Origin of the sequence: Flavobacterium sp. CSZ, assembly GCF_015350725.1 — a bacterium.
In the GTDB taxonomy this organism is placed as follows: Bacteria; Bacteroidota; Bacteroidia; order Flavobacteriales; family Flavobacteriaceae; genus Flavobacterium.
The window spans coordinates 140,986-166,772 of sequence record NZ_JADKPQ010000003.1 but is presented as its reverse complement, the minus strand read 5'-3'; the positions used below and the strand labels follow the sequence as shown (position 1 = coordinate 166,772).

15 protein-coding genes are annotated in these 25,787 nt (G+C 33.7%); 1 reads left to right on the top strand and 14 read right to left on the bottom strand.

Annotation, left to right across the window (positions count from 1 at the left end; translation table 11 throughout):
* Window positions 1-5: 5 nt before the first annotated feature.
* From IRZ78_RS04695 to IRZ78_RS04655, 9 genes are all read right to left on the bottom strand, one after another.
* Window positions 6-1,070, bottom strand: coding sequence for a hypothetical protein (locus IRZ78_RS04695; RefSeq protein WP_194615417.1), 1,065 nt, complete (start codon window positions 1,068-1,070; stop codon window positions 6-8).
* 938 nt (window positions 1,071-2,008) lie between these two features.
* The gene (locus IRZ78_RS04690; protein ID WP_165689754.1) at window positions 2,009-2,152 is read right to left on the bottom strand and encodes a hypothetical protein; all 144 of its coding nucleotides are present in this window, start codon (window positions 2,150-2,152) and stop codon (window positions 2,009-2,011) included.
* Between the two features lie 50 nt (window positions 2,153-2,202).
* A complete protein-coding gene (locus IRZ78_RS04685; RefSeq protein ID WP_194615416.1) occupies window positions 2,203-2,787 on the bottom strand; it encodes a sigma-70 family RNA polymerase sigma factor in 585 nt (194 codons plus the stop codon).
* A gap of 334 nt (window positions 2,788-3,121) precedes the next feature.
* On the bottom strand, window positions 3,122-3,880 hold the full coding sequence (locus tag IRZ78_RS04680; RefSeq protein ID WP_194615415.1) for a glycoside hydrolase family 16 protein: 759 nt from the start codon (window positions 3,878-3,880) through the stop codon (window positions 3,122-3,124).
* Window positions 3,881-3,961: 81 nt separating this feature from the next.
* Window positions 3,962-5,620 carry a family 16 glycosylhydrolase gene (locus IRZ78_RS04675; protein WP_194615414.1) on the bottom strand — a complete coding sequence of 553 codons (1,659 nt, stop codon included), beginning with the start codon at window positions 5,618-5,620 and terminating at the stop codon, window positions 3,962-3,964.
* A 14-nt stretch (window positions 5,621-5,634) separates the two neighbouring features.
* Window positions 5,635-7,191 (bottom strand): hypothetical protein, encoded by a 1,557-nt coding sequence (locus IRZ78_RS04670; RefSeq protein ID WP_194615413.1) that lies wholly within the window; start codon window positions 7,189-7,191, stop codon window positions 5,635-5,637.
* Between the two features lie 11 nt (window positions 7,192-7,202).
* Window positions 7,203-8,678 (bottom strand): RagB/SusD family nutrient uptake outer membrane protein, encoded by a 1,476-nt coding sequence (locus tag IRZ78_RS04665; protein WP_194615412.1) that lies wholly within the window; start codon window positions 8,676-8,678, stop codon window positions 7,203-7,205.
* Window positions 8,679-8,689: 11 nt separating this feature from the next.
* Window positions 8,690-11,761 carry a TonB-dependent receptor gene (locus tag IRZ78_RS04660; protein ID WP_194615411.1) on the bottom strand — a complete coding sequence of 1,024 codons (3,072 nt, stop codon included), beginning with the start codon at window positions 11,759-11,761 and terminating at the stop codon, window positions 8,690-8,692.
* A 241-nt stretch (window positions 11,762-12,002) separates the two neighbouring features.
* The gene (locus IRZ78_RS04655; RefSeq protein ID WP_347349813.1) at window positions 12,003-14,804 is read right to left on the bottom strand and encodes a triple tyrosine motif-containing protein; all 2,802 of its coding nucleotides are present in this window, start codon (window positions 14,802-14,804) and stop codon (window positions 12,003-12,005) included.
* A gap of 355 nt (window positions 14,805-15,159) precedes the next feature.
* Between IRZ78_RS04655 and uvrA the strand changes: the two genes are divergently transcribed.
* Window positions 15,160-17,955, top strand: coding sequence for an excinuclease ABC subunit UvrA (gene uvrA, locus IRZ78_RS04650; protein WP_194615410.1), 2,796 nt, complete (start codon window positions 15,160-15,162; stop codon window positions 17,953-17,955).
* A 200-nt stretch (window positions 17,956-18,155) separates the two neighbouring features.
* Here uvrA and IRZ78_RS04645 read toward each other — a convergent pair whose 3' ends face one another.
* The 5 genes from IRZ78_RS04645 to IRZ78_RS04625 form a co-directional block, all read right to left on the bottom strand.
* Window positions 18,156-18,404, bottom strand: a complete 249-nt coding sequence (locus IRZ78_RS04645) for a hypothetical protein (protein ID WP_228520364.1) — start codon at window positions 18,402-18,404, stop codon at window positions 18,156-18,158.
* A 293-nt stretch (window positions 18,405-18,697) separates the two neighbouring features.
* Window positions 18,698-20,350, bottom strand: a complete 1,653-nt coding sequence (locus IRZ78_RS04640; RefSeq protein WP_194615409.1) for a mechanosensitive ion channel domain-containing protein — start codon at window positions 20,348-20,350, stop codon at window positions 18,698-18,700.
* Window positions 20,351-20,445: 95 nt separating this feature from the next.
* Window positions 20,446-21,915 (bottom strand): oligosaccharide flippase family protein, encoded by a 1,470-nt coding sequence (locus tag IRZ78_RS04635; RefSeq protein WP_194615408.1) that lies wholly within the window; start codon window positions 21,913-21,915, stop codon window positions 20,446-20,448.
* Between the two features lie 40 nt (window positions 21,916-21,955).
* Entirely contained in the window at window positions 21,956-23,245 is a 1,290-nt protein-coding gene (locus tag IRZ78_RS04630; RefSeq protein ID WP_194615407.1) for a glycosyltransferase family 4 protein, read from the bottom strand.
* A 63-nt stretch (window positions 23,246-23,308) separates the two neighbouring features.
* Window positions 23,309-25,768 (bottom strand): YfhO family protein, encoded by a 2,460-nt coding sequence (locus IRZ78_RS04625; RefSeq protein WP_194615406.1) that lies wholly within the window; start codon window positions 25,766-25,768, stop codon window positions 23,309-23,311.
* Between the last annotated feature and the right edge of the window lie 19 nt (window positions 25,769-25,787).

Here is a 25,787-nt window from a genome sequence, read left to right as displayed (position 1 = left end):
ATTTTTTACATACTGCTTTTAAGGGCATTATATTCACCTGTCATATTTAGTGATCTATAAATACCTAGAAGTGATTTTGCTGCACTTTCATTTTTTGGTTCTATATTCAATGCCTTTTTTAGGTACGGAATGGCGCTTTTTACGATTTCGTCTTTTTGGGCATCTAATTTATCATATTGCTTCATTTCGGCAGGGCTGTTTCCTAAAGTCCCCATTAGGTCCTGTAATTCTTTTTTGAATTGTATTTTGACATAGGCCAGATTGATATAGCAGGTCATGCAATTTTGGTTGGCTTGTAGTGCATCTTCGTAATATTTTTCGGCACTACAATAATCGTTTGTCTCCATATAACAAAAGGCTAAAGAGGTCAGGATTTCTTCTTTTTTTGATGGTGGATTTACATTTCTTGGTTTTTCGTAAAGTCCTTCCTGAATACTTGCTTCTCTCGCACTCATGGAGATAAAGGCTTCTTCTTGTTTTGTTTTTTTGTTTGTAGCATAAAAAATAACTGTCTCGCCAGTGTAATTTAGTCTTTTAAGTTCTTCGAAATACTTAATGGCTGACTTGTACTCTTTTGCTGCAAAGGCGGCAGAAGCTGCATTGAACAGGTTTCTGATGTCTTTTTTATCGAAAAGATAGACTTCGTAACTTTTATCGGCACTTTCTTTGTATTTCTCTGCTTTAAAATCATTGTATGCTCCGTCTACCAGTTTGGATTTCATTTCTTTTAGGGCCAAACTTGCCTTGAAAGCATATTTGTAGATTTGAGAATCATTTTCGTATAATAATACATCCTGATACGCTCCTACTGCTAAAGCAAAATTAGCTGCAGCATCTACATTTTTGCTTGCTAAATCTTTGTAAACATTTCCTTTTGTAAAATAGAAATCTGATTTTACCTCAACCGGTGCGTTTATTATTAGGTATTCTATTTTCTTTAAAATAGCTAATGCTTCCTGGGTTTTTCCTTTGCTGTAATAAGATTGCGCTTCTTTGATTTCTTCTTTTTGAGCGTATGCTCCTATACTTATTGATAGGAGCAATAATAAGATCTTAAAGTTCTTTTTCATTTTCGGTTAAGTTTGGTTGTTAAATAGATTAAGGGTAGTACTTATTATTGTTGATTGAAAAAATTGATTTGAAAGGCTAAAGTTCTTTACTCTTACCCTCAATCAATGTGTACCAAACAATCATTCTTTTTTAATAATCTTTACGAGATATTAAAATAAACAACAAACGAAACGTGGTTAGGGTAATTTTTGGCCATAGATGATTTGGTTTTGGTTATACTTCTTTTTGGTTATTATTAAAAATTGAATTTTTCTACATATTGAAAGGTTTTTAATACATAAACCTCTTTTATATAGCGATTTTGTTAAATAAAAAACTTCTTTTTAACTAAAATAAAGCTAAATATAAAATAAAAAATTGATATTCGGTTAAAATATAGAATTTTAACAAAACAGCTGTAAAGTTATAATCAAGTTATTATCAATAATAGGTGTTATCTTCAATAATAAACAGCTTATTATTGTGCTATTTAGAGTGGAAATGGATTGTTATGGAATAGCATTGTGAATGGATTGCGGATGGATTGCGTCCCGAGGGTTGAAACCGTTGGCTATGTTTTAGCTAATTGATTATATCTTATTAGATCTTCCTTTTTTTTTAAAATTACCTACAATGAGCATATTGCAAACATAACCCAAGGTTTCAACCTTTGGGATGGCGGGAAACGTATTTGAGAGAATTTATTAATTTATTAATGTATTAATTAATCATGATGAAAAATGCATTTTGGATGGATTGCGTCCCAACGGTTGAAACCGTTGGTTATGTTTATCTAATTGAGGATATTTTTTACTAGATCTTCGATTTTTGAATGTGCTCTTTTTGTATCAGAAAAAAAAACTCACTACCTGTATTTGCATACAAATAGTGAGCTTTCAACCAAACGACCAGTTGGTTTTTCTTTCGAAATAAACATCCGACAAATGTAGTGGGCTGTTTAATTAGCTATAATTTCAAAACTTTTATCTTCAATTTTCACAACTGTTAATGCTTGTGAATAATTTAGTAAAAAAGAAACAACTTCTTTTTTAGGTTTTAAATCTTTAGAAGCTAATGCCTTTTTAGAGTAAATTTTCGCCATACTATCAAAATGTTTTATTATAGTATAACGGACTATTACTCAAAATAGTATTAGTTGGTTAAAATAATTTGATGTTTGTCAATTATTTTTCTTAAATTCATTAATGCATAACGCATTCTGCCCAGTGCCGTATTGATGCTAACACCCGTAAGTTCAGATATTTCCTTGAAACTCATATCCTGATACATACGCATAACCAATACTTCTTTTTGATCTTCGGGAAGTTCTTCTATGATCTTTTTTAAGTCTACTTCGACCTGATCAAAGATCATTTTATTCTCAATCGTCAGGGAATCATCAGACATGACAGAAAAAATCGAAAACTCTTCGGTTTCTCTGTACATTGGCATTTTTTTGGTTTTACGAAAATGATCTACAATTAAGTTGTGAGATATACGCATTACCCAAGGTAAAAATTTACCTTCTTCGTTATAGGAATTACTTTTTAAGGTTTTAATTACCTTAATAAAAGTGTCTTGAAAAATATCGTTTGAAATATCTCTATCAGCAATCTTAGAATATATAAATCCATATATCTTAGACTCGTGTCTTTTAATTAATGTCGCCAGGGCCGTCTCATTGCCTTCGACATAATTTTTCACTAATAGAGCGTCTGGAATATGCAGATCAGCCATAATACTACTTTTTTTTAGTTCTGTTTTAAAATTTGGAGTAATTTTTTCTAAAAAGTAGTTTTATATAATAGGCGTATTTTTTGGGTTATGATGTTATGTTAATATTCTGACCAAATTTAACAAATTATAATTTTAAAAAGCAAACAAAATGAGGAATAATTAACAATAAATTGTTAATTATTGCAGAACAAACTTAATTTCAGGCTTTATATGATCAAAAAAAGCAAAAATAAGGTCTTTTTTTAACATAAAAAATCAGATATAAACAACTCAACACTAAATAATTAACTCATTTACATCTGATTATTACATTTTTTTGTCACGTTAGTACTTACTATTGATAAACACGAAGATAATCGATATAAAACTTTTGAGGAAGTACATTATCATCCACTTCAGGACCTCCAAAATTTCCCCCTATGGCCAAATTTAGGATAATATAAAATGGTTTATCAAAAGGCCAGGTATCTTCATTTTTTACTTCAGGATTAAAGGTGTAAACTAATGTTTGATCTACAAAAAAATCGATTTTATCTTTTGTCCATTCAATTGCATAAACATGATATCCTTCTTCAATAGTAGCAAAAGGGGTTCTTTTTGTATTGATGGTATTTCCGTGACTGGCTTGCGTGTGCAAAGTAGTATATACCATATGTGGATCTCTGCCTATATATTCGAGAATGTCGATTTCTCCTGTTTTAGGCCATTTTACCTCATCGATATTTGCACCCAGCATCCAGAATGCCGGCCATAAGCCATGTCCTACCGGTAGTTTTGCTCTGGCTTCGATGCGGCCATATTTAAACTCTTTTTTACCTTTTGTCGTTATTTTTGTCGAGGTGTATTTAGCACCTTCTTTTCTGGCTTCTATAATAAGATTTCCATCCCTGAATTCGTGATTTGTTTTGGTGTAAATCTGTCTTTCGTTATTTCCGTAACCGCATAAATTTGGACATCCGTCTCCAAGTTCGAAATTCCAAAAGGTTTCATTCACTTCTTTTTTATTAAAATTTTCTTCCCAGACTAGTTTTCTTTTGACTTCTTGCGCAAAACTCAAACTGGTTATCATTAATAATACAATTACTTTTTTCATACCATCATTTTAAAATTAACAAAATAAGAAGGCCAGCCTTAACTGACCTTCTCACCTCATTCTTACTAATTAATTTATAATCTATTGATATACTCTTATATAATCAACCTCCATAGAAGATTGTGTAAAAGCAGGATCAATATTGCCGCCTAGATTACCTCCCATTGCAACATTCAGGATTAAGAAGAAGTCGCTGTTGAAAGGTAAAGTACCGTCGTTAGGAACAGAATGGATCTGAACATCATCTACAAAAGTTGTTACTGATGCAGGGCTCCAAACTGTTTTGTAAACATGAAATTCTGTTGAGACATTTGGTATCGTTTTAGAACCTGTATTACCTTGTCCTCCCGAATGTCCCGGATAATGAAGGGTACTCAAAATAACATTTTGATTTTTCCCAACATGCTCCATAATATCTATTTCGCCACAAGCCGGCCATGGTTTAGTTGCATAATTTGAACCCAACATCCAGATTGCCGGCCAGGTTCCTACTCCTGTTGGAAGTTTGGCTTTTATCTCGACTTTACCATAGGTGAATTTAAATTTACCATCGGTTTTAAGTCGGGTCGAAGAATAATTGGCACCTCCTGAAGCTTCTTTTTTAGCCGTAATTTTCAGGTTTCCGCCCTGAACGATTACGTTTGTTGCTGAGTTGGTGTAGTTTTGTTCTTCATTATTTCCCCAACCGCTGTCTCCTCTGCCAAGATCGTAATTCCACTTTGTCGCATCAGGTGCACCGTCTGTATTAAACTCATCAAACCAAACTAACTTTGTATAATCAGCCGGTGGTGCCTGAGTAGGTTTTGTAGTGGTAAATATATGATACCATGCCAATGCCGGATTACCGCCCATAACAGCTCTTACTACCATTCTGTTGGCTGTTATCGAAATTATTTCGTAAGTACTTTGTCCTATATAATAGCCCATAAATCCACCATCAGAGAAATTCATTGCTGTTCCTCTTGTTTGTGTTAGATGATCCGGGTTGTTCATCACAACCGATTCTGAAGGGCTTAGCGACACGATTTTTGTTCCGCTTGCATCATATGCCAAACATGCGTCATCTGGTGAACTTCCGCCTGCTACACTTGCAAAAGCTGCATTAAAGAATGTTGAGCCACCATTATCTAATTGGTATTTCACTACATCACCATCCAGAGAGAATGTTAAAACATTATCATACAAACAGCTACTTGCCGGTGAGGCTGCTTTTTCGAAAGGTCCTGCTGTATAATAATTAGCGAAATAATTTTTGGTTGCATCACCATCATTTTGTCCAACACCCAAATGTCCTGGTTCTGAAGCTGACCAATACCATTTTTTAGAAGTTCCGCCTGTTAAGAACGTTACGGCTTCAGGATCGCTAAAATCACTTTGCACAGTAACATCTATCGAAGTATTTGTTTCTATCCCTCCTGTTCCTGTTGCAATAACAGTTACGGTATAAGTATTAAGTCCCGGTTTGGTAAATCTTTTTTCGAATTTACCTGTTGGCGCATTTACTGAGGTTCCGTCGCTAAAAGCATATTTATACGATATAGCATTATTGGCCGTGGCGACAAGTTTTACTAATCCCGAACCATCTCCGTTTGGATCTGCATCGGTTTTACCTACAATCTCGGCTTTAATTACAAGGTCTGTCGGCGCTTGTAAGTTCCCGAATTTTAAATCGTCTTCCTGACAACCTACCATAAGCAGAATCGTAAGTACGGACGCGATATTTATAATTATTTTACGCATGATTACTTATATTTTTAATTGGATTGTTTAATATCATCAAAATAGTATGTTTTGCCTGTGCCATTGTTTCCAAAATCAAAGAAAAGCACTACTCTTTGATAATTATTGGCATTCACAATTCCATCAAAATCAAAAGTGAGTTCTTCCCAACTATTGGCAACTGTTGTAGTGGCATCAATTTCTTTGTTTATAGTGGCATCATTTAGATTTTCTAATTTAAATTTCACAATAATTCCGGCCTGAGGTGACCAGACTTTTATTTTTAGTTTTTTAAATGTTGAGAAATTAATCGCCGTTTCAAGCGCTAGTGATGAACCTGCCCAAACTTCGGCACCATTGTTTTTTGTTAAAGCACTTACCTTTGATGATGTATTGATTCCTGATTTATCAGGATTGGCAACTACCGATGCGGCCGCTCCACCAAAATTTCCGTAAGCATAAGTTAAGTTGGTCGATTCGAATGTTAATGGCAACACTAAAGATTCTGCTCCTGAAGTTAACTGAATATCATCATAGTAATAATCTACGCCTGTACCTGCATTACCAAAGTCAAAGAAAAGTACTACTCTTTGATATTTATTAGCATTATCAACAGCAGAGAAATCAAATACCAATTCTTCCCAATTGTTCGCTACTGTGTTGGTAACATCTACTTCGGTATTAATATCTGAATTGGTCAAATTTTCTAATTTCATTTTAACTACAATTCCCGCTTTTGGTGACCATGCTTTGATTTTGATTTTTTTCAGAGTAGAGAAATTAATTGGTTCTCCTAATTCTAAGAAAGAACCTGCCCATACCTCTGCACCCGCCGGTTTGGTTAATTTAGCCACTTTTGCACTTACGTTACTGGCATCTACACTAGGGTTATTGGCTACAACTGTTGCTACACCGCCAAAAGTAGTAAAGGCATAATTTAAGGTAGCCGATTCAAAATCAACCGGTAATAAAATTGGGTTCGAAATTGTAATCGATTCTGTATGTACCGATGTTGCTTTTCCTCCGCTTAAAGCGACAACTTTTACTTCGTAGGTTCCTATATTGGCATAGGTATGTTTAATGGTTTCACCTTCCATAAAATCAACCGGGATTTCATTTGGGGTTTCTCCAAAATAAACCTGAAAATAGGTTTCGAAACTGGCTTTTGCACTTACGGACGCTGATAAATTATCACCAACTACATGTGCTAAAGTTACCTGCAAATTACTTGGTGCCAAAAATGAAACTGTAACTTCCTGTGTTACTTCTGTAATTTTTCCATTTAATCCCATTGCCATAATCTTGGCCTGGTAAATACCTTCTTTGTACGTATGCGCTACGGTCGCTCCTGCCGAAAGATAACTCGACACCGGGCTTCCATCTCCAAAATTAATTTGATATTGCGTAACGCCTTCTCCTTTAGGCAAAAAAGTTACTTTACCTGAATTATCCTGAGTAATGGTTGTGAGTGCCGATATGTTTTTTGGCGCTCCTATCGAATCGATATCGACATCGCTGCCATTACTGTCATTAGAACAACCTACTGTGATTGCCAAAACGAACAGACTTATAATAAAATGTAATTTTTTCATAATACTATTTTTTAATATTGAGGATTTTGCTGCCAGTTTCCGTTTGCGAATTGAATCTCTTCGATAGGAACTGGGAATATTTCATTTTTTCCTGCCTTAAAACCAGCAATTTCCTGTGCTGCTTTACCTGTACGCACTAAATCGAAAAAGCGAATTCCTTCTCCAACAAATTCAAACCTTCTTTCTGCCCAGATAAAATCGGTTAGAGCTGGTCCTGAAGCTGAGATGTCATGATTTGTATCTCCAAATGCACGTCTTCTTACTTCGTTTAAATAAGTTCTGGCTTTAGCATCGCCTAGTCCTCCTCTACTATAAGCTTCGGCAGCCATTAATAATACATCTGCATAACGAATCGCTCTGTAATTATTAGGGTTTGTCAGGTTTTGATCTCCAATATTTGAATCTCCCTGACGTGGTAAATATTTTCTGTTAAAATATCCAGTGTGTTTATATCCCGTACCATAAGTAGCATTATTGGCTGCAGCCCAGGCAACAATATCCAAAATAGCAACATCTTTACGTTTATCGCCTACTTCAAATGCATTGGCAATTTTTGACGTTGGCACATTAAAACTATATCCTGAATCGAAAACAGGGCCTACATAATTTCTTATTCCGTTAAAACCTACAGCTACGTTACCTTCGCTACATTGGAGACATCCAAAACCTGCTCCTTCGGCATCACTGTATTGTACTTCGAATACTGATTCTTTTCCGTTTTCTCCTGCGTTTTCAAAAATGGTATTATAATCTGCTATCAAGGAATATTTTCCTGATTCGATTACTTTGTCTAAAACTTTAGAGGCATCAGCAAATTTATCCTGATACAAATACACTTTTCCTAATAATGCCTGTGCAGCTCCTTTTGTAGCTCTACCCACTTGTGGGGCATTCGGGTTTAAATTATCGATAGCATAAAGCAAATCAGCTTCAATAGAAGCGTAAACTTCAGGAACTGATGAACGGGGAATTTTTTTCTCGTCATCTAATTTAAACCTCTTATCTCCATTTAACGGAATGCCACCAAACCATTTTACTAATTCAAAATGATAATATGCTCTTAAAAAATGTGCTTCAGCCAATATTTGGTTTTTACCCGGAAAGTCTGTTTTATCTTTAAACTCCAGAATATAACTTGCTCTGTTTACTCCTGCAAACATCCAGTTCCAGACATCTTTTATATTACTGTTTACGGCAGTGTGCGTCATTTCATCTACTTGCTGGAAACCAACTACATCACTCGCGCTTTCTCCTCCGGCCAATGTATTATCTGAAGCTATTTCGCCCAATAAAACATTTATATAAGTAGATTGCAGCAAATCATATGCACCAATTAAGGCATTGTTATAATCTGATTCTGAATTAAAATAATTTTCAGAATCTATTGAATATACAGGCTCACGTTCTACAAAATTATCTGAACAAGAAACGCTCAAAGCTCCTAAAAGAACGATTCCTAATCCTATATTTATAATATACTTTTTCATTTTATTGTTTTTTAAAAATTTAGATTTAGTCCCATTGTATAAATCCTTGGTGTTGGATAAAATCCGTTATCGATTCCAGATCCTACAGACGATTGTGAAATGTTATCGTCATTTTGTGGCCCTGTTATAGCAGCCGGATCAAAACCTCTGTATTTGGTAAACGTGTATAGATTGTTTACCCCTACATACAAACGCAATTTTGAAATACCGATTTTATCCGAGAATGTTTTGTTTAATGTATACCCTAATTGTACATTCTGAATTCTTAAAAAAGAAGCATCTTCTACATAATAATCAGAAAAAAGGCTGTTGTTAGTTGCTCCCGTTGTAACTCTGGGAACGGTATTACTTGTTCCTTCTCCGGTCCATCTTCCTAACACATAATTAGATTTGTTTACATCTGTAAGTGTACGCTCGTAGTTTCTAACCATATCATTTCCTATTGAAGCATAAGCATAGGCAAGAAAATCAAGATTTTTGTAGTTAAGGGTTACATTTAATCCCATTATTACACTGGCAATCGGGTCTCCAATATTCGTTCTGTCTTTGCTGTCAATTACACCATCACCATTTATATCCTTAAAACGAATATCTCCCGGAGCTGTAGCTGCTCCTAAAGCTGCCTGCGATGGATGTGCTGCAATTTCGGCCTGGTTCTGAAAAATCCCGTCTGTTTTATATCCGTAAAAATATCCTATAGGTCTTCCTTTTTCCATTCTTGAGGGAAGAAGCGGTTGCCCGACACCAAAACTGCCTGCGTCTGTATAACCGGTACTATTGGCTACTTCTAAAACTTCGTTATCGATTGTAGTGATGTTGTATCCGATATTAAAATTAAAATTATCTGATATCTTGTCTTTATAATTAACAGCGAATTCGAATCCTTTGTTACGTACCGAACCTGCATTCATAGTTGGTGAAGAAGCTCCCGGAGCATAAACTCCTGTTATTCCCGAAACCGGAATTTTTGGTATTAATAATTTATCTCGTGTATCAATAAAATAATCTGCTGTAAAGTCCAGCTTATCATTAAATAAACGAAAATCAACCCCTACGTCAAACTTTTTAGCTTCTTCCCATTGTAATTTCGGGTTTGGTAATCCTCCAATTGCTGTTCCGTTTATCAGAGCGCCATTGTATACATAAGTTGCTTCTCCGTTTAATAATCCTGTATAACCATTAGGTCGGATCTGGTCATTTCCTAAAACTCCATAACTTAATCTGAATTTTAAGAAATTTAAAGTGCTATTATCTTTTAAAAATGATTCCTCAGAAACTACCCATCCTGCCGTAAATGACGGAAAGAAAGCTACTCTGTTCTCCGGACCAAATTTAGTTGATGAATCCCTTCTGATCACTCCGCTTAAAATATATCTTCCTTTAAAATCATATTCTAAAATTCCGGCATAAGAAACTCTTCTTTCATCATACCCATACGACGATACATCACGGCCACCAGCCGGACTTGTTCCTTTTGCAAGGTTTATATCGGCATATTTCCATGAATTATTAGGAACATCATAACCTGTAGCACCAAGTCCTGACCCCCAGGATTTATAAACTGTAGATACTAAGATTGCTTTGATATTATGATTTCCAAAAAGTGTCTTTTTGTATTCTGCAATAAGATCAAGTGTATAATCATTATCATTTACAGTATTTTGAGTCACACTGCTTCTGGTGATATCAAACACTTTTCCGCCGTAGCTTACTTGCTTAGAGAAGTTTCTGCTAATGCTATTTCCTGTGTTGAAACCAATACGAGATGTAAATTTAAACTCTTTGGTTATGTCGTAAATAAAGCTAACATTCCCGTTTAGTTTTCTTAATTTATAGTCATTATAGGTGTTTTCTATTTGTGCCAAAGGATTGATGATTTCAACTCCATAACCCGGTGCACTTGGAACTAAAGTATAATTTCCGTTTTGATCACGAACCGGCAAAGTCGAAGGTGTATTGATAGCATTAAAAAGTACCGATCCCAAACCATTTTCATTTAATGAATCTCTGTCGAGATACGTATAAATAATATTCGTTTGCAGTTTCATATTACTGGCTAAATCAGCACCTAAAGATAATCTTGCAGTATTTCTTTTAAAATCAGATTTTGGACCTCCAATAATACCTTGCTGGCTTAAATCTGATCCACTTAATAAATAGGTGATTTTATCTGAACCTCCGGAAATAGCGATATCATTATTAATAACCGGAGCTGGGTTGAAGATTTCTTTTTGCCAGTCTGTTCCTTTTCCTAAACCTGAAACATTAGGATAAGGCAATGCTTGTCCGCCATTAGCATAACTTTCGTTCAGTAACAATGCATATTCTGTAGCATTTAGTACCGACATTTTTTTGCTCGTTTCCTGAGTACCAAAAGAAGAGTTGAAAGAAACTTTGGTTTTAGAATTCTTTTTACCCGTTTTTGTTGTTACCAGCACAATTCCGTTGGCTCCCAATACTCCGTAAACGGCCGCCTGAGCATCCTTAAGTACTGTAATCGATTCGATATCACTTGGATTTAAAATACTCAAATCTCCCTGATAGCCATCTATAAATACAGTTGCTGCATTATTTCCGTTTGTGGCGATACCTCTAATATTGATATTCATTGGTGCGCCCGGAGAACCCGATTGTGCCGTAACACTAACCCCTGCCACAGTTCCCTGCAGGGCTTGTTCTACCTTAAGGGGATGAAGATCTTCGATGGTTTTGTTGGATACAACAGTAACTGCTCCGGTAACATCTCTCTTCTTTTTGCTGCTGTATCCTAATACAACAACTTCATCAAGCGATCTGGCATCGTCAATCATTTTAACTGTTATTTTGGTTCCTGCAACCGCAACTTCCTGCGTTTTAAAACCTATATAACTTAAAACGATTACAGTTCCTTTTGGAACTCCTGATAATTTAAAAGATCCGTCGAAGTCTGTGGTTGTACTTTGTGACGAACTTTTAACTTTTACATTTACGCCCGGTAGTGATAAACCCGAGCCATCTAATACTGTACCGCTTACATCAAAAGACTGCGAAAACGCATAAGATGTAAACAGCATTAGTACGGTTAGTAATAATCTAGATTTCATAATTAGTTAGTTTTTATTGAAAGATAAATTTATCTTATCCATTTAGGAAAACGACAATTTTAACCTCAACAAAAAACATACATCATAAAAAAATAACAGGTAAATTCAATATATCTCAAAATACACCCTTATTTAACTATAATTTACGAATGTTAATTTCTTTAACATTAACACTACAAAATCACAACAAATCGTTAATGTTGAGGTAATGTATAGTTTTTTAGAAGCATTTTTTGATGTACTATACAGCCAAAATATACTCGACTAAACCGTTTTCGTGCTGTAAATCCATTTTTTTACGCAAACGATACCTTTTTATTTCTACGCTGCGAACAGAAATATTAAACAATGGAGCAATTTCTTTTGATGAAAGATTCAAACGTAAATAAGCGCAAAGACGTAAATCATTTGGAGTAAGTACAGGATGCAGCTGTTTGATTCTTTTTAGAAAATCCTTATCGGCGTTATCAAAAGCTTCTTTGAATACGTTCCAGGAATCTTCCTCGGTAATGTTTTTGTTTATCGTACTTATGACCGATTTTATATTACTGCTATCGTTTTGACTGGTCTTTTTTAAATCTTCTTTTATAAATGCCAGCAACTCATTTTTACTGTTTAAACTCATGGTCGAAACCGCCAGTTCTCTATTTTTATTGTCAACATCCTGAGAAAGCTGCTCGTTTCTAAGCTTCATTAATTGCTGCTCATTTTCGAGTTCTTTAATCTCCAATAACAAATTATTTTCTTCTATCAGCTTCTCTTTTTGCTTGTGATAATAATTGAGATATGCCTTGTTTACAAAATACGCCAGCACCATCATTAAAAGAAAATAAATAAACCACGCCAAATTGGTCAAATACCAGGGTTTTAAAACCACAAATGTATAGGTAGCCGTATTTTGTAAAATGGTATTGGCATATTTTGCCCTTACTTTAAAAGTGTATTTTCCCGGTGCTAAGTTTTTAAAGTTCACCGTAGCTTTTGTACTCCATTCGCTCCAATCGTTCTGGAAACCTTCTAGTAAATATTGATATTCTGAGTTGATGTACTTATTATATTCCGGAACTGTGTAGTTTAAAGTGATGTTATTTTCATTCGATTTAAATTCTCCTTCATTCTGAATTGCAACGTTCTTTAAGGTTTCATTTTGTTTATTAATTGTAATATCAGTAATAAAGACGGTATAATTTTTAAAACTTAAATCCTCAATATTCAAAGTATAATACCCATCTGTTGTACCTATTAAATAAGTCGATTTGGAAATTTGTGTAATGTTCTCAAAACCTAGCATCGAATTGGTCAAAGAAGACGGAATGGGAATTATATTCTGCTTTAACTGATTGCTTAATTTACTGGCAGAAAAATAATGGATGTAGTTTTTAGAAAACAGCCAGATTTTGTTGGAATTGTCTACGATTAATTTCCCGGATGTATATTCGTCTTTTTCGAAAATAGAACTTAATAAATTATCTTTCTCAAATAGTTTTGTAATGGGATTTAATTTGAAAATTCCGTCTTTGTAGGCATAATAAATAGCATTATTAAATTTGACTAAACTCGCGTTTTTACCTTTTTTAGGCGATTTATAAGTGTAAAATGCATTTGTTTTTGATAAAGTCTGATCTAATTTTAATCGAAAAATTCCTTTATATTCATGACTTACATAAACATCAAAATTATTGTTGATTTCAAAATAACGCGATGAATAATCAAAACCCTGAATTTTATTTTTAAAAAACCACTGATTGTTTACTTTCTCTAAAACCGAAATTCCGTAATAATTCCCCTGAAGTAATTTGTTCTTGGCATTGGGAACAGGTTCAAATTTCCAGGTTCCCGAAGCAGAAAAGATGCTTCTTGCAGAATCATTCGTGATAATAAAAGTTCCTGAGTCGTGACCACAAAAAAGCGTGTTATCGTATACAAAAAGAGACCAAACCTGACCTTTTGTTCCGTTTATGAATTTAAACTCAGAATTACTTTGAGTATTTTTGTAAAACAATCCCTGATTGGTTCCCACATACAGCAAACCATTAAAAGTACCCGACGCATAAACCGTTCCCAGAACTCCGGTATCATCTGTAAAACTATGTACAGGCGAGTTGATATTGATGCAATTAATTCCGTTATCGAGTCCTGCCCATAAATTGCGGTCCTTATCTTCAAAAAGGGATAAAGCGGTATTATTACTCAGTCCTTTGCTTTGCGAAATATGATATTTTAGTTTTCCTGCATCTGATAAAATAAAAATCCCGTTCGAGACTGTGCCCAAAGCAAAACTTCCGTCTTCCAAAAGCTGACTGCTATACACAAAACTTGATTTTAGTTCAGCATCTACATCTGTTATAAAACGCGTTAGAGTATTTCCTGATAATTTATAAATACCATCTAATTGCGTCTGAATCAGCAAACCATCTTCTGTGGTAAATATATTTACCATCGTGAATTTTTTAAGAATTGGATGATCCGAAACTAATTTGGCTTTGCCGCTTTCTATTTCAAAAAGCCCCTCTTTTATCGTTTGGAAATAAATGGCATTTTTATTTGCGAATGATTTAACCACGCCATTTTTTGGTGCAATAATTTTAAATTTCCCTGTTTTGGTATCATAAATATAAATTCGGTTTAAGGATTGAAATAAAATCCACTGATCGTATTTAAGAATATTCCAGAATTGTTCATCATCTAAAATTTTATTTTTGATGGTATCGCTGAGCGAAGTATACTTTAATTTACCATTTGTCCGCCTTGTCCAGTAGCCAAAATTCATATAGCAACCGGTATAGATTTTATTTCCAATTACTTTTACAGATCGCATTATGGTTTCATTGGGAGTAGGATACAATTGCCAATTTGTGCCGTTATATTCTAAGAGACCTTCATTGTTGGCAAAATACAAATAGTTCTGATCGTCCTGAGCGATCATCCAACTTTGATTTCCGGCACCATAAACAGAAGATGAATATTTGATAATGGGCGGAAACTCCTGCGAAAACAAGAGAAAACTGATTGAAAAAAGCAGAAAAGTAAATTTAGTTTTCAAATTGAGCCGTGGTATTAATTATTATTAAAACAGTTCTAAAATAGCTTATTTTATATTGAAACTACAAGTTTTTAATAAAATAAAACAAGATTTAGTATATCGGATATAATTACACTTTCAATCTCAAAACATCAATAATTTAAACTATTAAATATATCTCTATTCATAATTTACCATAACCTCAGGTTTCAACTTTGAGAAAACCGCAGAATAACGATCTTGCAAAAAGAATTTAAAGCCATTCTTCTCATAAGTAACTATTTTATAAACATGATAATTATGTTAGAATTTGGAACAATGGCATTAACAAAACTCAATTCAAAATTGATTACTTTTGTAAAAATTGACTTTTTGTATGCAGATTGATCTTTCTACACTCGACCCAAAACATAATATTATAATTAAAGGAGCACAGGTACATAATTTAAAAAATGTAGATGTTGCTATTCCCAGAAATAAACTTGTTGTAATCACAGGTCTTTCAGGATCAGGTAAATCAAGTTTAGCTTTTGATACTTTATATGCCGAAGGACAACGCCGCTATGTAGAGAGTTTATCCTCTTATGCGCGTCAGTTTCTTGGGCGATTAGACAAACCAAAAGTAGAATATATAAAAGGTATTGCTCCTGCAATTGCCATTGAACAAAAAGTAAATACAACAAACGCGCGTTCGACTGTAGGAACTTCGACTGAAATCTATGATTATGTAAAGCTTTTATTCGCAAGAATTGGCCGTACTTATTCCCCTATTTCCGGACTTGAAGTCAAAAAAAATACTGTTAGCGATGTTGTTGCCGATGTAAAAAGTATGCCATTGGACAGCAAATGGATGCTTCTGTCTCCTATTCATCTTGAAGAAGGAAGGAAACTCGAAGACAAACTAAAAGTATTGCTGCAACAAGGTTTTGCGCGTATTCTGGTTGATAACGAAATGGTTCGTTTAGATGAATTTACCCCTAAAGAAATTCATAAATTAGACAATAAAGATATTTTATTGATTATTGACAGAATCGTTGTAAAAGACGAAGAAGAGTTTTATAATCGATTGGCCGATGCCGTACAAACCGCTTTTTTTGAAGGAAAAGGAATTTGTTATCTTCAGGAAGCAGGTTCAGATAAAAGATTTACGTATTCGAATAATTTTGAATTAGACGGCATTACGTTCTTAGAACCTAACGTTCATTTATTCAGTTTTAATAATCCTTACGGAGCTTGTCCGGTTTGCGAAGGTTACGGAAATATTATTGGCATCGATGCTGATTTAGTAGTGCCAAATACTTCCTTATCGGTTTTTGAAAATGCTATTTATCCGTGGCGGGGAGATAGTATGAGCTGGTATAAAGACGAACTCGTTAAACACGCTTATAAATTTGATTTTCCTATTCATAAACCTTTCTTTGAATTAAGCGAAGATCAAAAAGATTTAATCTGGAAAGGAAATCAGTATTTTCAGGGTCTGAACGGTTTCTTTAAAGAACTTGAAGAAAAAAATTATAAAATTCAAAACCGTGTGATGTTATCGCGTTACCGCGGAAAAACAAAATGTCATGCTTGCCGCGGAAAACGTTTACGCGAAGAGGCTTCTTATGTGAAAATTAATGGTAAAACGGTTTCTGATTTAGTCGATTTACCAATTAAACATTTGGTTACTTTTTTCAAAAACATTGATCTAAATGTTTATGAGCAGCAAATTGCAAAGCGTTTAATGATCGAAATCAACAATCGTTTATCATTTTTAACAGAAGTTGGTTTAGATTATCTGACTTTAAACAGAAATTCTGCAACACTTTCCGGTGGAGAATCGCAGCGTATTAATCTGGCCACTTCATTAGGAAGCAGCTTGGTGGGATCGATGTATATTCTTGATGAGCCAAGTATTGGTCTGCACCCTAAAGATTCGGAACGACTGATCAAAGTTTTATTGTCGCTTCGTGATTTAGGTAATACTGTAATTGTAGTCGAGCACGATGAAGATATCATGAAAGCTGCTGATATGATTATTGATATTGGTCCGGAAGCAGGAACTTTTGGAGGTCATCTTGTTGCTCAGGGCACTTATGATGAAATTCTAAAATCAGATTCCTTAACGGCTAAATACCTGAATGGAGATTTAGAAATTTCGGTTCCTAAAAAGAGACGAAAATTCAAAAATCATATTGATATTGTTGGAGCACGAGAAAACAACTTAAAAAATATAAATGTTACTTTTCCTCTGGATGTCCTAACGGTAATTACCGGCGTTTCAGGAAGTGGAAAAAGTACTTTGATCAAAAAGATTTTGTTTCCGGCCATGCAGAAAAAACTGGAAAATGCTTCTGAAAAAGCAGGTCAGTTTAGCGACATAAAAGGTTCTTTCTCTCAGATAAAACATATCGAATATGTTGATCAAAATCCTATTGGAAGAAGTTCCAGATCAAATCCTGTAACGTATATAAAAGCTTACGATGACATCAGGGATTTATATGCTAAAGAGAAATTATCTAAAATAAGAGGTTATCAGGCCAAACATTTTTCTTTTAACGTAGATGGTGGGCGATGCGAAACTTGTAAAGGAGAAGGTTCAATAAACGTCGAGATGGTCTTTATGGCCGATGTTTCTTTACCATGTGAAACCTGCGGAGGCAAACGTTTTAAAAAGGAAATTTTAGAAATCACTTTCGACAATAAAAACATCAACGATATTCTAACCATGACTATTGATGATTCAATTGCGTTTTTCGATAAAAATAAACAAACCAAAATTACACAGAAGCTTCAGCCACTTCAGGATGTTGGTTTAGGCTATGTGCAATTAGGACAGTCTTCTTCTACTCTTTCCGGTGGAGAAGCACAACGTATTAAATTAGCTTCGTTTTTAGTAAAAGGGGCTACAAAGGACAAAGCATTATTTGTTTTTGATGAACCTACAACCGGTCTGCATTTTCACGATATCAAAAAATTATTAGCTTCTTTTGATGCATTAATAGAAAAAGGCCATTCGATAATTGTAATCGAACATAATCTTGATCTTATAAAATGTGCCGACTGGATTATTGATTTAGGTCCTGAAGGAGGAGAAAACGGAGGGTATTTATTAGCTTCGGGAACTCCGGAAGATATCGTAAAAGAAAAGAAATCTGTTACGGGAATTTATTTAAAAGATAAATTATAGAGGAAAGGTGTTGAGGTGCAAAGGAACAAAGGTTTTTACTTTTTATTTTAGAAAACTCAATACTTTACCCGCAAGAAATAGAAGAACATTATCTAAGGCTTCGACTTCGCCTCAGCCTGACAAATAAAAAAAAAAAATCCAAATTCCAATGAGTTAATCATTTGGAATTTGGAATTTTTTAATTTTGCGATTTAAATTTGTTAAGCGACTAAACATCGTTCTTCAAAAGGGAAACCATCTTCGTCGATGGCAACTAATACTTTTTTTTGTTTTGATGCCTCAATTGTCAAGTAAAGCCAAGCAAATGACCACAATCCTAAGGTTAGACAAAAAATAATGAAATTTAAACCATGATTTACTACTTTTCCGCCTTTAGAAAGGACTGCAAAAAGGAATTCATCATTTCTCTCTTCTAATGTAAATCCGTTATGAACTTTGTTTGATATCATATTAGAAAACACTTGTAAGCTCTGCTCCTGACTAAGTCCATTGTTCTTCATAATCAATACGTAAAAAAATTAATCCAAATACTGCAAAAATTACTTCACGCTTTAACATTTTTCAGCGTAGTAATTCAATTTAATAAACATAATAACACACACTTTTATTGTCTTAAATGAGATCTTTTTTATCCTACTAAGGGAAGTGTTGCTAAATTCTTAGCTAAAGTTAATTTTTATAAAATTAACTTCAAAATAAATCACTGTTAAAATTTTAAGATTAATAGCACATTATCAATTTATTAGCTTTTATCCTTAACATTAAAAGAAGGAGCTTCATAATCATTTTTCAAATAGCTTTCAGGAATAGTAGTATTGTTTCCGTCGCGTAAGGCACTATAATGTGGTGACATAATTTCGATTCCGGCCGCGTTAAACGAATCCTGAATATTTTGATGCAATGAAGAATAGATCATCGGTTGCTTTGTAGGTTGTTTCGTATATACATTAATTTGATACGAAACATAAAAGTCATCAAGGCTGGTTTGCAGTACAAAAGGCGACGGAGTCTGCTCGATCATTTCGGTTTTTAATGCTGCTTCAATCAAAGCTTTATGAATATCTTTCCAGGGTACATCATAACCAATTGAAACAGTAGTATGAATTAGCAACCCATTATTAACATGTTTTGTATTAGAAGAATAATTTGTAGAAGTACTCGATAATACCGTGGAATTTGGTATTGTAATATCTTCGAATTTTGGTGTTCTGATTCGGGTTACCAAGGCTGTTTTTTCGATAACTTCTCCGCTAACATCACCTATTTTTATAAAATCCCCAATCTTAAACGGACGCATATAGGTAATCACCAATCCCGCTACCATATTGGCAATAGCATTTGAGGAACCTAAAGAAAATAGAATCCCCACAAAAACGGAAACACCTTTGAAAATGGGAGAATCTGATCCCGGCAAATACGGAAATATAATAACCACCATGAATGCCAGCAATAGAAACCTGATAATATTAAATGTAGGCATTGCCCAGTCACTGTAAAAACCATCTATTTTTATATTCTCTTTTTTTATCTCATCAAAAAAGAACCGGATTACTTTTATGGTATATTTAAAAATAAAAACAATAACTACTATGGTAACAAAACTTGGCAAAAAATCAACAAATCCCATAATGGCCAATTTTGCAGGCGTAAGAATCCATCGCAATAATGTTGTTGTATATGCTTCTGTAGCCGGAAAAATGCTAAACAATAATGGCAATGAAAAATAAACAATCAAAACCAAAGTAAAACCTTTTACAAAGCTATACAATCGCATAAGTATCGATTGTTGCTTTTGTGGAGAAAGAATACTGATATTGTTATAAGTAAATCCTTTAAAATATTTATCGCTATTTTTAAGAATATGCAATCTTATTCTATTGAAAATCATACCTACAAAATACAAAACAATTCCGATGATAAGGATAAGCAATGCCGTATATCCAAGCCTTTTAGGAAGCATCGAATAATTTTCGTTTTGATAAATGATTGCTTTTTTTATCGCCTTCAAATTTCTTTTGGCAATAAAACCTGTAGTTTGATTTTCGGCCTTTGCATCACCATCAAGAATTGACATGATGATGAAATCATTTTTATAGACGATATCCTGAGAAATATCCGAAGGAACAACTACAATAGAATCTTTTTCAAAAAAAGAATCTTCATATAGTTTTCTGATTTTTTCTGTAATGGCATTTGCTCTGTTTTCGGCAGAAAAAGAACCCACTTTATTATAAACATAAAAAAGCGTATCCTTAAAAGGGCTAACAGGATATCCTTTTAGTTTTAATTCAGGTGTGACTATTTTTGAAGCTTGTAAACTATCTTTTTGAGCAAAAGCCAGTGAAGAAAATAAAACAATAAAGAACGCTAAAAAACAAATTAATTTCTTTTTCATATTTTATTAGCAATAAGTTGGTTATCCTTCTAACAAATATAAAAACAAAATAGATTCAAATTTAAATTACTTTCTGTTTTCCCAATAAAATCTTACTAAATTTTAATTCCTATTTTTCGAAAAAGCATGTCGATTACTTTATTAATATCAGGAGAGATATTAAACTTGTAATTCAGGTAAACGTATAAAATTGTTACCAAAATAGATTTTAAAGCAATACTAATCAATTGGAAAAAAGGAAACTCCCAGAAATAAAATAATAAAAACAAAGCGAACGTAAGCAACATCGAATATATCGTTTGCTTGGTAAACGGATATAAATTAAGTTTTTTTACCACAAAAAGAAGCTTTGCCAAACTGTATAAAGTAATAGACAATAAAGTAGCAAAAGCAGATCCAAAGATTCCGAAAATCGGAATAAAAATCATGTTTAGAACTACGGTTAAAACCACAAGCATTAATCCTAAATACAATACCATTCGATAGTATTTGGTATTAAAAATAATAGCATTATTGTTTCCTAAAATCAAGTCGAAATACTTCGATAATCCTATCATAAATACAACGGCAATTCCTCCGCTGTATTCTTTTGGAACCAATTCGTAGAGCTGATTAATATTTACAAATATGCAAAGCATTACAAAACCACCTACCATCTGCAAATTTATTGAGGTCTTTTTGTATAGTTGATTTAACTCATCGTGCTTGTTCTCATGCATTAATTTTGCCGTAATTGGATATACAATTTGGTGCATGGCACGGCTTGGAACAGAAATTACCAAGGCAATATAAGTAGCCACAGAATAGAAAGCGATATTTTCAATCTGCATATATTGATTTAATATCATTTTATCACCGTCCAAAAGTAAATTAGCCACACTTCCTGATAGAATAATATAAAAAGTATATACTAATATATCTTTTGTATTTGTTGGTATTGTAAACTGAAAAGTAGGCTTCTGAATGCTAAATGCATATAACATGGTTATCAGGAATGCAAAGAAATATAAAATTGCTGTTGCGTACACAAAACCTTCTACACTAAGCCAATCGTAGTAAACACCTACTAATAGAAATAATGAAAATAATCGTAAACCTACTTCCTTAACAAAGTTTCCAAAAACCGAATGCATATTTACTCGCAGCCAAGCATAAAAAATTTCAAAATATGCCATACATAACCCTATAAAAGGTATTAGCCAAATATAGCTTTTTACAATCGCATTCTTTTTTGACAAAAAGAACAGAATATCATCATAAAAAATAAGTCCAATCAGTAAAAGTGGAATTATTAATAGCAAAGGAAACAAAACAGTAAAGGATAAAAAACGGGATTTTTCTTCTTCAGTTTGATATTGTGAATAAAATTTAACCAAAGTATTTTGCATTCCAATCGCAAACAATGGCATAATCACATTCGCACAAGACGTCACATAATTAGTCAAACCATAATAAGTTGCTCCTAAATAAACCGGGTATAAATAAAGTGTATTGATGGCTCCAATAGCGAAACCGATATAAGTAATAATTGTATTTTTGAAAGACTGATTTAAAACAATACCCATGTTTGGATTTTAGATTTTTAGATTTTAGATTATTGCAATCTTATGATTTGCTAATCAATTGTGCCAATTGTTTAGTTAGGCTTTTTCTTGAATATTGTTGTAAACCAACACCATGAGATTGTAATTTGCCTTCCAAAAATTGATTATAAAAGTCCAAAATTACACTTTTTAATTTCGCTTTTTCAGAATAATCAAAAAATACTCCTGTATTGGTCTCTTTAATAATATCGGCAAAATCTGATCCGTTTGGACCAATAGCAATTATAGGGCGATTTGATACCATATATTCGAACAATTTACCCGGAATAATACTTTTAGTATCTTCAGAATTAATCTCGATTAAAAGTAAAACCTGAGACTTTTTTTGATGTGCAATGGCTTCGTGATGCGAAACATATCCTAAAAGATTCAGATAGTCATTTAAATTAAATTCTCCAATAGCATCTAAAACTTCCTGACTTACTGCTCCTATGAGTTTAATTTCTAAATGTGTTTTAAAATCAGGTATTTGCTGAAGCAACTCTACCAGACATTCCCATAAAAACTTCGGATTTCTATCAGACAAAAATGAGCCGATATGTGCCAGAGTAAATTTAGTATCCAGAGTTTGTTTTTCTACATTCTCGATATCATAACCATTCGTAATTACCGAAATTGGCTTATTGGTAATCGCCTGAAACTCGGTTTTTGTAGTTTTACTTGTTACAATAATCGTATCTGCAGCATTAAGTACTTTATGCTCTAGACTTTTATGTTTTTTTGCAGCATAAGCTGATAAACGCAATGCTTTATGATAGCCGATTGTAGTCCAGGGATCACGAAAATCTGCAAACCATTTTACGTTTAATTTTTCTTTTAATTCTAAACCTACCAAATGCAAACTATGCGGTGGCCCGGAAGTTACAATGGTATCTATATTATTTTCCTTTATATACTTTTCAAGATAAGCCACTGAAGGTTTTACCCAAAAAACACGTGCATCGGGAATAAAAAGATTTCCGCGAATCCAAAGAAATGTTTTATCTAAAAAAGTTTGTTTTTTCTTATGCGGAAAAATTCCCGAACTAATTTTCTTGGTTTTATTCTTCGAAAAAACAGACGCCAATTGATAAGGCTCCCAAATTTTATTTTTCAGAACAATTACCTTATCAGAAATCTGATCAACTAAACCTTCATCAATTATAGGGTAAGTTGGATTTTCAGGAATGTAAACAATGGGCTGAACATCAAATTCAGGTAAATATTTTACAAATTTTAACCAACGCTGTACTCCCGGACCTCCTGCAGGCGGGAAATAATAAGTAATGATTAAGAGTTTTTTTTGTTCCATCAGGTTTAGTCTGTTTCACAGAGATACACAAAGCTTTCACTAAGTTTCACAAAGCTTTTAAGGTTATTTTTGAGTATCTCCGTGATTTCTTTGTGAATCTTTGCGGTAGAATTTTTCGAAATAAATTCCGCCAATCAGCAATAATAACATTCCAATTGAACTGGCCAAAGTTATTATACTTCCTGTTTTAACAACCTGAGGTTCAAATTTAAACTCGATAGTATGTTTTCCGCCAGGAACTTCCATAGCTCTTAAAACATAATCAACAGGAAAATGTGTCGTTAACTCACCATCAATATAAGCGTTCCAGCCATTTTTATAATACACCTCAGAGAAAACAGCTAAACCGTCTTTTTTATTATCAGACTTATATTTGATATAATTTGGTTTATATTCTACAACTTTAATCGTTCCTGTAGTATCCCACTGTTTCTTTAAACGCGCGCTTCTAAATTTACCTTCGTGTTCACGAACATTAAAAATAGCTACTTTTTTAGTATCGATATGATCTAGAGCTTTCATCACATCGTCCGGTTTATTGACCAATTTTACGGTACTAACAAACCAGGCATTTCCGTTTGTATTAGGGTTGATAGTTGGAAATTCTTTTCCTTCCTTATCTGTTTGGATAATGTATTTTACATTCAGCATATCCAAAACTTCCATATTGTTTTTTGCAATCTGATAATCGAATAACTGTTGCATTCTTCTCGGTTTTGCAGCATGATATCCACCTAAGGAATGGTGGAAATAAGAGGCACGTGCGCTAGACATATTGCCGTTTACTTCAAAAACCCTGTAATGTGTTGTATCTTTTAAAATCTGAGCATCAGATGGTGTTTCCTGAAACGGAGCTGCAATTTGAGCAGGACTCACAAAATCTTTAGCCGAAACATACTTTTTATCCACAAAAAACAAATCGAAAATCATTAAAAGACCAACGATAATTAGCGTAGTATTTTGAGCTAATTTATTTTTAATGAACAACCATAAAATTCCAAAAGTCAGTACTATAAAAAATCCTGAACGCAATAAATCTGCAGAGTAAAGCGTCATTCTGTCTTCTTTTAAGGCATCAACAAAAGCCGGTCCGTAACTTTCTAAGAAATAATTATCACTGCTTCCTGTAAAATGGAACATGCTTTTAGCAAATACTAAAATCACAATTATCCCAAGACCAAAAACACCTGTTTGCACAAGGGCTTTCTGTTGTAGTTTAGGTTCATCTTTTGCTTTAAAGAAAGATTGTAATCCCATAATAGCCAAGACAGGAAAACACAACTCAAGAATAACCTGAATCGATGAAACTGCTCTAAACTTATCGTACATAGGCACATAATCGATCAAAAAGTCTGTCAATAAAGAGAAATTTTTACCCCATGAAAGTACCAATGCTACCAATGCTCCGCAAAGGAATACGTATTTTATTTTTCTATCATCAATAAATAATGCCAAAACTGCTAAAAAGAAAACAACAACCCCAATATATGCAGGAGCAGCAACGATAGGCTGATCTCCCCAATATGTTGGCATTCCTGATACAAAATCCTGAGCCTGTTCTGAAGGAACTCCCTGTTCGATCATAAACGAATACATACGACTGTCGCTTCCAACATTTTCGTGATTAGAACCTCCAAAAAGTCGTGGAGCAATTAAGTTAAAACTTTCAGGAATTCCGTAACTGTATTCTGTAATATATTCGCGGCTTAAAGCATTTTCGTTGGTCTTTTTGGATCCGTCAGGATTAAAAGTCAATTCGCTGTTGCTACGGGTACTAAATTTAGCATACTCGCTTGTTGCCATTAAATTGGTAGAATTGGCACCAATAGCAAAAATTCCTGCTACAGCCAAAACACCCATAGCAGTTAAGAGCGGTTTATATTCTTTTTCTTTAATAAAATTAAAAGCAAAATAACCTGATAATATCAACAAGAATATCAATAAATAATAAGTCATTTGAAAGTGGTTTGCATTAATTTCTAATGCAACAGCAAACATGGTGAGCAAACCTCCCCAAATATATTTTTTCTGAAAAACCAATATAAATCCGGCAATAACAAGCGGCATATAAGCAATTGCATGTGCTTTTGCATTATGTCCTACTCCCAGAATAATGATTAAATAGGTAGAAAAACCAAAGGCAATGGCGCCAATAAAGGCTTTTAAAGGATCTGTTTTTAAAACTAATAATAAGCCGTAAAAACCCAAGAAATATAAAAACAGATAATCTGCTGGACGAGGTAAAAAACGTAAAACATCATCTAAATGTCCAATAAAATCGTTAGGATAATTTGCCCCTAACTGATAAGTTGGCATACCACCAAATGCTGAATTGGTCCAATAAGGCTCAGAATGCTCTGTAGCTCTAAAATCATTTTGCTCTTTGGCCATTCCGGTATATTGAGCAATATCCGATTGGAAGATTTGTTTTCCCTGTAAAACCGGGTAAAAATAAATTAAAGAAACGATAATAAAGCCCAATATAACAAGGGCATGCGGATAGAACTTATTTACTATTTTCAATTGAAACTGGTTTGGGTTA

Coding starts and splice junctions, on each gene's coding strand:
- IRZ78_RS04695 (WP_194615417.1), bottom strand. CDS start 1,070: ATGAAAAAGAACTTTAAGATCTTATTATTGCTCCTATCAATAAGTATA.
- IRZ78_RS04690 (WP_165689754.1), bottom strand. CDS start 2,152: ATGGCGAAAATTTACTCTAAAAAGGCATTAGCTTCTAAAGATTTAAAA.
- IRZ78_RS04685 (WP_194615416.1), bottom strand. CDS start 2,787: ATGGCTGATCTGCATATTCCAGACGCTCTATTAGTGAAAAATTATGTC.
- IRZ78_RS04680 (WP_194615415.1), bottom strand. CDS start 3,880: ATGAAAAAAGTAATTGTATTATTAATGATAACCAGTTTGAGTTTTGCG.
- IRZ78_RS04675 (WP_194615414.1), bottom strand. CDS start 5,620: ATGCGTAAAATAATTATAAATATCGCGTCCGTACTTACGATTCTGCTT.
- IRZ78_RS04670 (WP_194615413.1), bottom strand. CDS start 7,191: ATGAAAAAATTACATTTTATTATAAGTCTGTTCGTTTTGGCAATCACA.
- IRZ78_RS04665 (WP_194615412.1), bottom strand. CDS start 8,678: ATGAAAAAGTATATTATAAATATAGGATTAGGAATCGTTCTTTTAGGA.
- IRZ78_RS04660 (WP_194615411.1), bottom strand. CDS start 11,761: ATGAAATCTAGATTATTACTAACCGTACTAATGCTGTTTACATCTTAT.
- uvrA (WP_194615410.1), top strand. CDS start 15,160: ATGCAGATTGATCTTTCTACACTCGACCCAAAACATAATATTATAATT.
- IRZ78_RS04645 (WP_228520364.1), bottom strand. CDS start 18,404: ATGATATCAAACAAAGTTCATAACGGATTTACATTAGAAGAGAGAAAT.
- IRZ78_RS04640 (WP_194615409.1), bottom strand. CDS start 20,350: ATGAAAAAGAAATTAATTTGTTTTTTAGCGTTCTTTATTGTTTTATTT.
- IRZ78_RS04635 (WP_194615408.1), bottom strand. CDS start 21,915: ATGGGTATTGTTTTAAATCAGTCTTTCAAAAATACAATTATTACTTAT.
- IRZ78_RS04630 (WP_194615407.1), bottom strand. CDS start 23,245: ATGGAACAAAAAAAACTCTTAATCATTACTTATTATTTCCCGCCTGCA.